The organism is Thiorhodovibrio winogradskyi, from assembly GCF_036208045.1.
GTDB classification, from domain to species: domain Bacteria; phylum Pseudomonadota; class Gammaproteobacteria; order Chromatiales; family Chromatiaceae; genus Thiorhodovibrio; species Thiorhodovibrio winogradskyi.
In genome coordinates, this window is record NZ_CP121472.1 from 2,049,172 (window position 1) to 2,062,195 (window position 13,024).

9 protein-coding genes are annotated in these 13,024 nt (G+C 58.4%); 6 read left to right on the forward strand and 3 right to left on the reverse strand.

Annotated elements, in window-relative coordinates:
* Window positions 1-36 precede the first annotated feature (36 nt).
* The 5 genes from Thiowin_RS09195 to Thiowin_RS09215 all read left to right on the forward strand — a co-directional run bounded on the left by Thiowin_RS09195 (window position 37) and on the right by Thiowin_RS09215 (window position 6,830).
* On the forward strand, window positions 37-1,590 hold the full coding sequence (locus Thiowin_RS09195) for an NADH-quinone oxidoreductase subunit M (protein ID WP_328987429.1): 1,554 nt from the start codon (window positions 37-39) through the stop codon (window positions 1,588-1,590).
* 49 nt (window positions 1,591-1,639) lie between these two features.
* The gene (nuoN, locus tag Thiowin_RS09200) at window positions 1,640-3,079 is read left to right on the forward strand and encodes an NADH-quinone oxidoreductase subunit NuoN (RefSeq protein ID WP_328987430.1); all 1,440 of its coding nucleotides are present in this window, start codon (window positions 1,640-1,642) and stop codon (window positions 3,077-3,079) included.
* 264 nt (window positions 3,080-3,343) lie between these two features.
* Entirely contained in the window at window positions 3,344-5,215 is a 1,872-nt protein-coding gene (locus Thiowin_RS09205; protein WP_328987431.1) for a nucleoside-diphosphate sugar epimerase/dehydratase, read from the forward strand.
* 107 nt (window positions 5,216-5,322) lie between these two features.
* Window positions 5,323-6,276 (forward strand): UDP-glucose 4-epimerase family protein, encoded by a 954-nt coding sequence (locus tag Thiowin_RS09210; RefSeq protein ID WP_328987432.1) that lies wholly within the window; start codon window positions 5,323-5,325, stop codon window positions 6,274-6,276.
* On the forward strand, window positions 6,273-6,830 hold the full coding sequence (locus Thiowin_RS09215) for a sugar transferase (RefSeq protein WP_328987434.1): 558 nt from the start codon (window positions 6,273-6,275) through the stop codon (window positions 6,828-6,830). The genes Thiowin_RS09210 and Thiowin_RS09215 overlap by 4 nt, the downstream gene beginning before the upstream one ends.
* Before the next feature lie 34 nt (window positions 6,831-6,864).
* Here the strand turns inward: Thiowin_RS09215 and Thiowin_RS09220 are convergent, their stop codons facing one another.
* Window positions 6,865-7,905, reverse strand: a complete 1,041-nt coding sequence (locus Thiowin_RS09220; RefSeq protein WP_328987435.1) for a GMP reductase — start codon at window positions 7,903-7,905, stop codon at window positions 6,865-6,867.
* Between the two features lie 102 nt (window positions 7,906-8,007).
* Between Thiowin_RS09220 and Thiowin_RS09225 the strand changes: the two genes are divergently transcribed.
* On the forward strand, window positions 8,008-11,490 hold the full coding sequence (locus Thiowin_RS09225) for an acyl-[ACP]--phospholipid O-acyltransferase (RefSeq protein WP_328987437.1): 3,483 nt from the start codon (window positions 8,008-8,010) through the stop codon (window positions 11,488-11,490).
* 100 nt (window positions 11,491-11,590) lie between these two features.
* On the opposite strand, the gene Thiowin_RS09230 is transcribed toward Thiowin_RS09225, so the two are convergent.
* Together Thiowin_RS09230 and Thiowin_RS09235 are read right to left on the reverse strand one after the other, a co-directional pair.
* On the reverse strand, window positions 11,591-11,965 hold the full coding sequence (locus Thiowin_RS09230) for a hypothetical protein (RefSeq protein WP_328987438.1): 375 nt from the start codon (window positions 11,963-11,965) through the stop codon (window positions 11,591-11,593).
* Between the two features lie 91 nt (window positions 11,966-12,056).
* The gene (locus tag Thiowin_RS09235) at window positions 12,057-12,746 is read right to left on the reverse strand and encodes a toll/interleukin-1 receptor domain-containing protein (protein ID WP_328987439.1); all 690 of its coding nucleotides are present in this window, start codon (window positions 12,744-12,746) and stop codon (window positions 12,057-12,059) included.
* Window positions 12,747-13,024: the final 278 nt, after the last annotated feature.

Genomic DNA, 13,024 nt, shown 5'->3' on the forward strand with positions numbered 1-13,024 from the left:
CGCGGCAAGAGTCGCGGAACCGGAGAAGCAAGGACAATGACTGATTTTCCCTGGCTGACACTGACCATCTGGCTGCCGATTCTCGGTGGTATTGGCGTCATTGTCAGTGGCGATACGATGGCGGAACGCAGCAAGCGCTTGGCGCTCGGGGTGTCGGTCGCGACCTTCCTGGTCAGCCTGCCGTTGTGGTTTGGCTTTGACCCCGCCGCGCCCGGCATGCAGTTTGTCGAATACGCGCCCTGGGTGCCGTCCTTCGATGTCTACTACTACCTGGGCGTCGATGGCATCTCCATGCCGCTGATCATTCTCACCACCTTCATCACTATCTTCGTGGTGGTGGCGGGCTGGGATGTGATCACCTACAAGCCATCGCTCTACATGGCCGCCTTCCTGATCATGGAAGGCATCATGGTCGGCGTCTTCTCGGCGCTCGATGCCATTTTGTTCTATGTCTTCTGGGAGGCCATGCTGATCCCGATGTTCATCGTGATCGGTGTTTGGGGCGGGCCGAATCGAGTTTACGCCACCATTAAGTTCTTTCTTTATACCTTCTTTGGGTCGGTGTTCATGCTGGTGGCGCTGATCTACATGTACTTCCAGTCCGGCAGCTTCAGCATTCTGGACTACCACGCGCTGCCGCTGGGCATGACCGCGCAAATCCTGATTTTTATCGCCTTCCTGCTCGCCTTCGCGGTCAAGGTGCCCATGTTCCCGGTGCATACCTGGCTGCCGGATGCGCACGTGGAAGCGCCCACTGGGGGCTCGGTGATTCTGGCCGCCATCATGCTGAAAATCGGCGGCTATGGCTTCTTGCGCTTTAGCCTGCCGATCACCCCCGATGCCAGTGCCGCGCTTGATGGCTTTATCATTGCCCTGTCGCTGATCGCCATTGTCTACATCGGCTTCGTGGCGCTGGTGCAGTCTGACATGAAAAAGCTCATCGCCTATTCGTCCATCGCCCACATGGGCTTTGTCACCCTGGGCTTTTTCCTGGTGTTCGCCATTTTCCGCCAGCCGGAGGTCGCCAGCGGCGCCGTCATGGGCATCGAGGGCGGCATGGTGCAGATGATTTCCCATGGCTTTATCTCGGGCGCGCTCTTCCTCTGCGTTGGCGTGCTCTATGATCGGCTGCACAGCCGCGAAATTTCCGACTATGGCGGCGTGATCAATGTCATGCCCTGGTTCGGCGGCTTCATGGTGTTCTTCGCCATGGCCAATGCCGGTCTGCCGGGAACCTCCGGCTTTGTCGGCGAGCTGATGGTGATACTGGCCGCCTTCCGCGCCGATTTTTGGTACGCCTTCCTGGCCGCGACCACCCTGATTCTGGCGGCTGCCTTTACCCTGTGGATGGTCAAGCGCGTGGTCTTTGGCGAGGTTGGCAATGAAAAGGTCGCGGAATTGAAAGATCTGAACCGGCGCGAGACTTTCAACCTGGGTGTGCTCGCCGCCGTGGTGCTGGCCGTCGGTCTCTGGCCCAAGCCGCTGATTGATGTGATGGAACCGACCATCGAAAACCTGGTGGCCCAGATTCAGGTTAGCAAGTTGCCTGGGGTTGATCCGGCGCTGGCTCGCCAGCCCGAGGCTCCCTGACTAGCACCCATCATTCGCTTTCGCTCCAGTAGCCAACGGATTTCTAACTATGGCGTTCGAACCCGCTTTTCTCGCGACCATCCTGCCTGAGCTTATTTTGCTGACAACGGGCTGTGCAGTCCTAGTCATGGATCTGTACCTAAACGACGAGCAGCGGGTCTGGAACCATAACCTGTCGATTCTTGGGTTGGCCGCGACCCTGGGTTGCGTTGGCCTGGTTGGCAGCGGCGAAGTCACCTTCGCCTTCAGCGATACCTTGGTGCGAGATCCCTTTGGCGACTTGCTCAAAGGCATCATACTGATCCTGACCATTTTGACCTTTGTCTACTCACGCGATTATATGCGCGAGCGTGGACTCTGGGTGGGCGAATACCATGTGCTGATTCTTTTTGCCACCTTAGGGATGCTGATCATGGTCTCGGCGCACAGCTTCCTGACGCTCTATCTGGGGCTTGAGTTGCTCGCCCTGTGCTTGTATCCGCTGGTGGCGCTGGATCGTGATTCCAAACCCGGCGCCGAGGCGGCGATGAAATACTTCGTGCTCGGCGCCCTGGGCTCAGGGATGCTGCTCTACGGTATCTCCATGCTCTATGGCGCCACCGGCAGCTTTGATTTCACCGAGGTCGCCCAGGTTGTCACGGCCGAGGGCATGGAGAACAAAATTCTGGTATTCGGGCTGGTGTTTGTGCTGATCGGCGTGGCCTTCAAGTTCGGCGCCGTGCCCTTTCACATGTGGCTGCCCGATGTTTATCAGGGCGCACCCATGCCGGTGGTGCTCTTCCTGTCGAGCGCGCCCAAGATCGCGGCTTTTGCCATGGCGACTCGCATTCTGATCGACAGCCTGGGTGCCTTGCAGGCGGACTGGGGTGAGATTCTGATCATCCTGTCGGTGCTCTCCATGGGGCTCGGCAATCTGGTCGCCATTGCTCAGACCAACATCAAGCGCATGTTGGCTTACTCAACTATCTCCCATGTTGGTTTCATCTTCCTCGGGTTGCTGGCCGGCACCTCCGAGGGCTACGCTGCCGCCATGTTTTACACCGTGGTCTATTCGCTCATGGCCGCCGGTGCATTTGGGGTGCTGGCCATCATCTCGGTCAAGGGCGTGGAGATTGAGAATCTTGATGATCTCAAGGGATTGAACGACCGCGATGCCTGGCTTGCCGCCATGCTCGCGCTCATGATGTTCTCCATGGCCGGGGTACCGCCGGCGGTGGGCTTCTTCGCCAAGCTGCTGGTGCTTGATGCCGTGGTCAGCATTGGTCTCACCTGGCTCGCCGTGGTTGCCGTGGTCTTCTCCATCATCGGCGCCTTCTACTACCTGCGGGTGGTGAAGTTCATTTACTTCGACAAACCCGCTCAAGAGTCCCCGCTGCGGCTTGCCGGCGATGCCCGCATCGCCATCTCGGTCAATGGACTGGCGGTGCTGTTTCTGGGGATCTTTCCTGCCTCATTGCTGGGTATCTGCAACGCCGCTTTTGCTGGCTAGCGCAATACTTGAGCTTCTGCCTTCCAAGGCTTAAGCACAGCCTGCACAGATTCCATCCTTCTTTTCGGGCTTACCAATCGCGCCTCTGCGACAGAAACTCTTCTCCATCTTCGCGTCCGCTTCCAAATGGATTGGCAAAGGCAGCGTCGAAGCGCAGCAATGGTCCCACTCAACTGGTGTTTGGGCACCGGATGGGAGCGTTTCGGTGGTATCTTCAAGCACTGGTCATGTTAGTTTCTGGTCAGTTACAGTAGAGCACCACCCATGATGCGTCGATGGCGTAATCCATTCGTTGTATTTTTGCACGATCTGGCGGCAGTGCCTATTGCCTGGATGGGGGCCTACTGGGTCCGGTTTAATCTTGACGTGATACCAGCGTTATTTCTGGAGCAGGCACTTGTTGCCCTTCCTTTGTTGATTTTGGTGCAGGGCGGGGTGTTTTGGTACTTCGGGCTTTATCGTGGCGTCTGGCGTTTCGCTTCGATTCCGGATCTTATTCGTATCGCGAAGGGAGTGCTTGTGGGGGTTGTGCTGACAACCATCATCCTGTTCATGTTGAACAGGCTGGAGTCAATACCTCGTTCAGTGCCCTTGCTGTATGCCGTTTTCCTGCTGTTGCTGCTGGGTGGTGCGCGATTTGCGTACCGTGGCTACAAGGATCGGCGTCTTTATTCCAGTGACACTAGGAATGTTCTGATTGTCGGCGCTGGACGTGCTGGCGAAATTCTTGTCCGAGATCTGTTGCGCCAGCCTGAACTTGGCTACAGCCCTGTGGTATTTGTGGACGATAATATTCGCAAGAAAGGCAAAGAGATACATGGTGTGCGGGTTGCCGGGCGATTAGACAGCATTCCATCTCTGGTCAAAACTCATCGAGTGGAGTTAATACTGATTGCGCTGCCAGGCGGATCGAGTCGCCAGGTACGACGGGTGGTCGAGTTATGCGAGCGCGCCGGTGTGCCCTTCCGTATCCTGCCGCGGACAAAGGATTTGGTGTCCGGGAAAGTCTCGATCCAGGAACTGCGCGAGGTGGCGATTGAGGATTTGTTGGGACGCGATCCGATCCAACTGTCCTGGGAAGCGGTGACGGAGCATGTGGCAGGTAAGTGTGTGTTGGTAACCGGAGGTGGTGGTTCTATTGGCTCCGAGCTTTGCCGACAATTAGCGCGCCTCGACCCCAGGTCGCTGGTGATTGTCGAAAACGGCGAACATCATCTCTACAAGGTGGAGCAGGAATTGAGGGGTAGCTTCCCCGACTTACCACTCCATGCCCATCTGGTGGATGTTTGCGATAGGACGGCTCTGGAGTGGGTATTTGCGCATCGCCGGCCGCATCTGGTGTTCCACGCGGCAGCCTACAAGCATGTGCCCATGTTGGAGGGGCAGGTGCGTGAGGCGATACGAAACAATGTCCTTGGAACCGTCACCGCTGCGCAGATGGCGGATAGTCATGGATGCGAGGCCTTTATTTTGATTTCAACCGATAAGGCAGTCAATCCCACCAATGTGATGGGGGCAAGCAAGCGTATCGCGGAAATTTTCTGCCAAAACCTGAATGTCCGGTCCGCGACCCGATTCGTGACGGTTCGCTTTGGCAATGTCCTGGGCTCCGCGGGCAGTGTTGTACCGCTATTTCATGAGCAGATCGCCAAGGGCGGACCTGTGACTGTCACCCATCCGGAGATTACCCGCTATTTCATGACCATTCCCGAGGCGTGCCAGCTGATCATCGAGGCGGGTTCAGTTGGATGTGGCGGTGAGATTTTTGTTCTGGATATGGGTGACCCGATTAAAATCCATTACTTGGCCGAGCAAATGATTCGCCTCAGTGGCAAGATTCCGGGCGAGGATATCGAAATCGTCTACACGGGCCTACGACCAGGAGAAAAGCTTTTTGAGGAGTTGTTCCACGAGCAAGAGAATCTGCGCGCCACCTCGCAAGAAAAGCTGTTATTAGCCAACCCGCGCTATCTCGAGTGGGACTGGTTGTGGGACCGAGTGATGTGGCTGCGCAGTGCTTGTGAGTCCTATGACGAGGATCGACTCCTTGGTCTAATACTGGATCTGGTGCCTGAGTTGGATCGGCCTGTCAACATTCCAGGTCATCACGTTTCCATGGTCGTGCCGGAGGAATAAGCAGTGGCGGGGAACATGAACCGACCAAGCGCCGGGCAGGGTGCTGCTCCAGTTGTCGCTCCACGGGTGTCGAGCTTCTGGAGAAGCTTCCGCCGGGGTGTTGTGTCATGAAGGTTTTGGTTACAGGAGCGAGCGGCTTTGTTGGCGCTGCCTTGGTCAGGTCTTTGCTGGAGGATGGTCGGCATCTGGTGCGCGCGGTTTATCGGTACGAGAGACCACCCATGTGGGAATCCGTGGATTGGGTACGGGTCGCCGGGTTGACGGCCGACGCCGATTGGGAGGCTGGTGTGCTCGACATCGATCTCGTCATCCATGCGGCTGCGCGCGTGCATATGATGCCCGATACTGCCGCCGATCCTGTGGCGGAATTCCGCCGGGTGAATGTGGCTGGGACCTTGGCATTGGCAGAGCAGGCGGCGGCTGCAGGGGTGCGTCGGTTTGTCTTTGTAAGCTCCATCAAGGTCAACGGTGAAGAAACAGCACCGGGCCGAGCCTTCCATGCCGCTCAACAGCCTAAGCCGGTCGATCCTTATGGCATTTCCAAGTTCGAGGCCGAGCGGGGCTTGCGTGCTCTGGCCGAAAGGACGGGTATGGAACTTGTCATCATTCGTCCACCGATGGTCCATGGCCCGGGAGTCAAAGGCAACTTCGCTGCGATGATGGACTGGTTGCGGCGTGGTGTTCCCTTGCCGCTCGGAGCTGTGACCTGCAATCGTCGTAGCCTGGTGGGTTTGGACAATCTGGTTGACTTCATCCTGACCTGTGTCGAACATCCGGCCGCCGCCAATGAGACTTTTCTGGTCAGCGACGGCGAGGATCTTTCCCTCGCGGACCTGTTGCGTCGTCTGGGGCGGGCCATGGGACATCCAGCGCGTTTGATTCCAGTGCCGCCAAGCCTGCTGATGGCCGCGGCAAGATGGCTGGGCAAAGACGATGTCGCGCGGCGGTTGTTCGGCAGTTTGCAAGTTGACCTATCTCATACCAGCAAGACTCTGGGTTGGACGCCGCCTTTCGACCTAGACGAGGGACTGCGCCGGACTGCGCGAGGAAAACAGGGATGATGCGTCTTTTCGACCTATTGCTCGCGACCCTGGGGCTGATGTTTGGATGGCCCTTGATGCTGGTGCTCGTGCTGGTTGGTTACCTGGATACTGGCTCGCCTTTCTTTCGGCAAGAACGGGTTGGGCGATATCAAAAACCTTTTGTACTGGTGAAATTTCGAACCATGCGCCCAGGCACGGCATCTGTGGCCACCCATCTGGCGAGTGTCGAGGACATTACACCCTTGGGCCAGTTTTTGCGTCGAACCAAACTGGATGAATTGCCCCAGCTGTGGAATGTTCTCAAAGGGGAGATGAGTCTGGTGGGGCCGCGCCCCTGTTTGTTGGATCAGCGAGAATTGATCGCTGAAAGAGCGCAGCGAGGGGTGTATGAAGCACGCCCGGGAATCACCGGCTTGGCCCAGGTGAACAAAATCGATATGTCAACACCGGTGTTACTGGCTGAGACGGACGCCAAAATGATGTCCGCGCTGACAACAGCGGACTATTTTGGCTACATTTTCCACACCCTGTTTGGCAAGGGCGGAGGCGACCGAGTCCAACCCAGACAATAATGCCTCCTGCTCGAATCCTTTGATTTCTCCGAGCTCAGGCGTCGGAAAATACTGGGTTATGCTGCTCCTGGACGCGAATGAAGGTGGTGCGCTTGCTGAGTTCCTTGAGTCGCTGGGCGCCGACATAGGTGCAGGCCGAGCGCAGACCACCCAGGATGTCCTGGATGCTGTTGATCACCGGGCCGCGATAGGGCACCTCGACCGTCTTGCCTTCTGACGCGCGATATTCGGCCACGCCACCTGCGTGCTTGTTCATGGCGGTGTCGGAGCTCATGCCGTAAAAAAGTGTGTATTGCTTGCCATCGCGCTCGATCTTTTCGCCGCCGGATTCGTCGTGACCGGCCAACATACCGCCGAGCATGACGAAATCGGCGCCGCCGCCGAAGGCTTTGGCGATGTCGCCAGGGACAGTGCAGCCACCGTCCGAGATGATTTGCCCGCCCAGGCCGTGAGCCGCGTCAGAGCATTCAATGATGGCCGAGAGCTGAGGATAGCCAACTCCGGTTTTGATGCGGGTGGTGCAGGCCGAGCCGGGTCCAATGCCGACCTTGATGATGTCAGCACCTGAGAGCAAGAGTTCCTCGACCATCTCCCCTGTGACCACATTGCCGGCGATGATGACGTGTTCAGGGAAATGTTTCCGGGTCTTGCCAACAAAGTCAACGAAGTGCTCGCTATAGCCGTTGGCGACATCAACGCAAATGAAATACAGTCGCGGATGATGCTCCAGCACGGTTTTTAGAGTATCGAGGTCGCGCTCGGTTGTCCCCGTGCTGATGGCCAGGTTGTCCTCAATGCCCTGGTGGGTGTCGAGAAAGTCCTCCCAGGCCCGCGGACTGTAATGTTTGTGGATGACGGTGAGCAGGCCCGACCGGGCCAGGGCGGCCGCCATCTCGAAGGTGCCGATGGTGTCCATGTTGGCAGCCATGACGGGCACCCCGGTCCAGGTCTTGCCACTGTGAAGGAAGGTGAAGCTGCGCTCCAAGGATACCTGCGCGCGCGAGCGCAAGGTGGAACGCTTGGGGCGGATCATCACATCCTTGAATCCAAGCTTTAAATCGGCTTCGATGCGCATGGGCGGACTCCTGCGGGGCCTGGAAAAAGAGCTTTCGCTTCGCGAGAGAATCTGTAAATTGTCAGCGTCTGGGAATTATAGTGCCCACACAGGAGCTCGAACATGGGTCGATTATTCCGTATCAGTGGTTTTTTTTCCTATGTGGTGATGATTTTTCTGAATGCCTTTGTTGACCTCGGGCATAAGATCATTATCCAAAATACGTTGTTCAAGACCTATGACGGCGATACCCAGATTCTGCTGACGGCCATTGTCAATGCCTTGATTCTGCTGCCATTCGTGCTGCTGTTTACGCCCTCGGGTTTCATGGCCGATCGCTTCCCCAAGCACAAAGTCATGCGCGTCAGCGCCTGGTTCGCGGTTGGTTGCACCCTGGCCATCACGATGTTTTATTACCTGGGTTGGTTTATCGCGGCCTTTGCGATGACCTTTCTGCTTGCCGCCCAGAGTGCCTTTTACTCTCCGGCAAAGTACGGCTACATCAAGGAGTTGGTCGGCAAGGAGGCGCTGGCGGCGGCCAACGGATGGGTGCAGGCGACCAGCACCACGGCCATTTTGGCCGGCATTTTTCTGTTCTCCATTTTGTTCGAGGCGCGCCTGGCCGGGCAGTCCTTCGCCAGTCCTGGCGAGGCGATGTATTTGATCGCGCCGCTCGGCTGGGGGCTGGTGGCCTGCGCGCTCTTTGAGGTGTTCATGGCCTATCGCCTGCCGCGCACCACGGCGGGCAATAGCATCCGCTTTCGCTGGGGTGCCTATTTGAGCGCGCGCTATTTACGCGATAACCTGAAGGCGGCCTGGGACAATCAGGTGATCTGGCTGTCCATCGTTGGCTTGGCGGTGTTCTGGTCCATCTCCCAGGTGGTGCTGGCGGTCTTTCCGGCCTTTGCCAAGGAGACGCTTGGCGAGACCAACACCGTGGTCATCCAGGGGCTGCTGGCCTGTTCCGGGATTGGCATTATTCTCGGTTCCTACCTGGCCGGGCGGGTGTCGCGGCATCATATCGAGGTCGCGCTCATTCCGATTGGCGCCATCGGCATCGCGCTAGCCCTCTTTGTGCTACCAGGGCTGGAGTCCGCGTGGGCGCATGGGCTGAATTTCATTGCCCTGGGATTTCTCGGCGGACTGTTTTTGGTGCCGCTCAATGCGCTCATTCAGTTCAATGCCGGGGAGCAGGCGCTGGGGCGGGTGCTGGCGGCGAACAATTTCATCCAGAACCTGCTGATGCTCAGCTTCTTGGGTCTCACCGTGGCGGCGGCCTATCTGCAGCTTGGCAGCCTGGTGTTGTTGTTTGCCCTGGCCGTGGTGGCGACCCTGGGCGCGCTCTACACCATTTATCAATTGCCGCAGTCGCTGGTGCGCTTCGTGATCGCGCGCCTGATGCGGACCCGCTACCGGCTCAATGTCATCGGCCTGTCCAAGCTGCCGGCCCAGGGCGGCGTGCTGTTGCTGGGCAACCATGTGAGCTGGATTGACTGGGCCATGGTGCAGATGGCCAGCCCGCGCCCGGTGCACTTCGTGATGGAGCGCAATCTTTACGAGCGCTGGTATCTGCGCCGCTTTCTGGACTTTTTCGGCGTGGTGCCCATTTCGCGCGGGGCCAGCCGCCAAGCCATCGCGGCAGTGACCGAGTTGCTGGACGCGGGCGAGGTGGTCTGTCTCTTTCCCGAGGGGACGCTCAGCAAGAACGGTCAGCTCAATGAGTTCAAGCGCGGCTTCGAGCGCGCCGCCGGAGCCGCGCGCCAGGGAGTGATTCTGCCCTTCTATCAGCGCGGTCTCTGGGGCAGTCGCTTTTCCTATGCCAGCACCAAGCTTAAAACCGACCGCCGCGCGGGCCGCGTGCGCGAGATCATCGTTGCCTTTGGTCAGCCCTTGGCGTTGACCGCCACCGCCGAGCAGGTCAAGCAGGCAGTGTTTGAATTGTCGGTTACCTCCTGGCGCAGCTATGTCGAGACCCTTGAGCCGGTGCCCTTGGCCTGGCTGCGCGCCGCCAAGCGTGAGCCGGGGACGACGGCGGTGATCGAATCCACCAACGCGCGCCTGTCCAACCGGCGCTTGATCACGGCGGTGCTCTTGTTCGCGGCGCGCATCAAGCGTCTGGGCGGGGCGCCGGCGATCGGCATTCTGCTGCCGGCGAGCAGTGCCGGGGCCATTGCCAATCTCGCCGGTTTGCTGGCTGGCAGGACTGTGGTCAATCTCAACTACACCGCCAGCGCCGAGGCCCTGCGCGCCGGGGTTGAGCAGGCCGGGCTCAGTGATGTGATCACCGCCGAGCGTTTTCTGCGCAAGCTTGAACAGCGCGGCATCGACCCGCGCGCGGCGCTGCCGGATGTGCGTTTCCATGCCATGGAGGACATGCGCGCCAGTATCGGCAAGCTCTCTGCGCTCAACGCCCTGCTGCTCGCCAGTCTGCTGCCGGCGCGCGCCTTGCTGGCATTGTTCGGGCGGGCGACCACGCCGGATCAGACCGCCGCGATTTTGTTCTCAAGCGGCAGTGAGGGCCGCCCAAAAGGGGTGGAGCTGACCCATCGCAACATTCGCGCGAACGCGCGCCAGATCGCCGATGTGCTCAATACCGAGCGCAGCGACATTGTGCTCTCGAATCTGCCGCTCTTTCATGCCTTTGGGCTGACCGCGACCACCTTCATGCCGTTGCTTGAGGGGGTGCCCATGGTGTGCCATCCTGACCCGACCGACGCCGTTGGCAGTGCCAAGGCCATCGCTCGCTATCGGGCCACTGTGTTGTGCAGTACCTCGACCTTTCTGCGGCTGCATACCCGCAACAAGCGCATTCATCCGCTGATGTTGCAGTCGCTGCGGGTGGTGGTCGCCGGGGCCGAGCGCCTGAGTCCAGATGTGCGCGATGCCTTCGAGCTGAAGTTTCATAAAACCCTCTATGAGGGCTACGGCGCCACCGAGACCACGCCCGTGGCCAGCGTGAATGTGCCGGATTCACTCGATACCCTGAGCTGGAAGGTCCAGACCGGCTCGCGTCCCGGCAGCGTGGGCCTGCCACTGCCCGGGACCAGCTTCCGGGTCGTCGACCCCGAGACACTCGCGCCCCTGGCGCCGGGCGAGGACGGCTTGATTCTAATTGGCGGCGTACAGGTGATGAAGGGCTATCTGGGCGATCCGGACAGGACCGCCGCTGCCGTGGTGGAGCTGGATGGATTGCGCTGGTATAAGACCGGCGACAAGGGCCATCTGGATGCCGATGGCTTTTTGACCATTGTTGATCGCTATTCGCGCTTCGCGAAACTGGGCGGGGAGATGATCAGCCTGAGCGCGGTGGAGGATCAGGTGCGCCGGGCGCTTGGGCGGGCCGAGCTGGAAGCGGTGGCGGTGAATTTGCCGGATGAGCGCAAGGGTGAGCGCATCGTCCTCTTGGTGGCCGATGAGCTAGAGACCGATGCGCTGCGCAAGACGCTGATGGGTGCCGGCATGAATCCGCTGGCCATCCCGTCCGATATCCTGCGGGTCGCGGCCATCCCCAAGCTGGGCAGCGGCAAGACTGACTTTGGCGCCGCGCGGCAACTCGCGCTTCAGTTCTCCGTCGATGAGAGTCTGAATCCTCGAATCGTGAATTAGAGAGGGGCCCTGCGTTGAATGACAGCTTGGTGTTATTCAAGCCTGTTCTTCAACGCAGGGATACCTTACACTAACCTTAAGATTTCCAGTAAGCCTGAGATCAGTTACCCTGTATCAGATCCGTGGAGTCTTTGAGCACAGCCTCGGTGGCGGCGTCTTTCGCCATCTTATCCGCGACGATTTTGGCCTTCATCATCTCGGCGGCATCCGCATTGACAGCTTCCGACATCCGGTCAGCCGCTTCGGCCTCGACCGAAGTGGCAAGGCCCGCATCCTTGGCGGCATTGACATCGGCGGTGGCATCGGTCACAGCGTCTGCGACGCCCTGAGTAACCGCAGCGGCGGTGTCAACCTCTTCAGCTACTTGTTTGGCTGCTTTCGCCGCCATGTCGGCAGAGGTTTCTGCAAACAGAGCACCGGAGAATGCCAGTGCGAGTCCTGCGGTAGCAGTCATCAGAATTTGCTTATTATCCATTTTTGATACACCTTCAGATTAGGGACGCTTGTGCGTCGTGAGAAAAAAGACGCTCGCGCGTCCAGAAGAGTTCTGTATTGTCGCGATCTTGTCACCTGTCTTGCCGCTGAGTTGGTTCGACACTTGGACGAGCATTCTGCCCGGTTTCTTGTTGAACGTCCTGCCCAGCATTGGGTGATTTTGCAGGTGAAGGCGCTTCTTTCCTGCGTGTCCGCAGCGCCTCTCTCAGACTGAAATAGCCGTCGTCGAATGACAGCCGGAAGTCCGCTGCCTTGATCCCCTGAAGCGGTTCAGGGGGGGCCGCGTCATCGAGCAACACCGGAAAAATCCGTTTATTCTTCTTGATTGACTTGGCGATGGCCGGATTTGTCCAGCTTGCCCCGACGCTCTGATGAGACACCACGAAAATGATGTCGCTGCTGCTGTCGAATAGCTCCTTGAGCTTGTCATCGGTGTTGTCGCCAACCTGAACTTCCTTTTTGTCCCATAGGATTCTAAAGGGGGCCATTTTCAACGCGTCATAGAGTTTAGAAACGAAACCCGCATCCTGCGCATCATAGAGGATAAAAATCTTGCGGATGTCGTTATTTCGCAGTGTCGCGAGACTCAGCCCGAAGATCATCATCACGGCCAAACCGGCCAGCGCATAAAGCACAAGCTCAAAGGCGCTCGCATAGTCGACCCCGCCAAGAAAGACCAGCGCCAGGTAGAGCACCAACATCAAACCCAAAATGACGGCACCAAACTCCGTCACAATGGGCCGCTCTTGCTTATTCATCATGATCCGCCACCCCAAGCCACAAGGACTCCAGAATCCTGATCATGAGGAAGTCTATCCACATCAAGCCCACCGAACCAAGATAGTAAAATGATGCAACTTCTTGCCTGTTGGGGCGGTTTCGGTCGGGATCTGTCGAGGCTGAAGCCGCCCCTTGCAAGAAGACCCAAAAGATTGTGAGTTAGCCTAAACAGCATAACTAGAATGCGGGGCTCCGGGGCAGAAACTCTGGCGGATGGATGGACAAGGGTGGCTTTGATCGTATATGGGGCCAAGGCAAC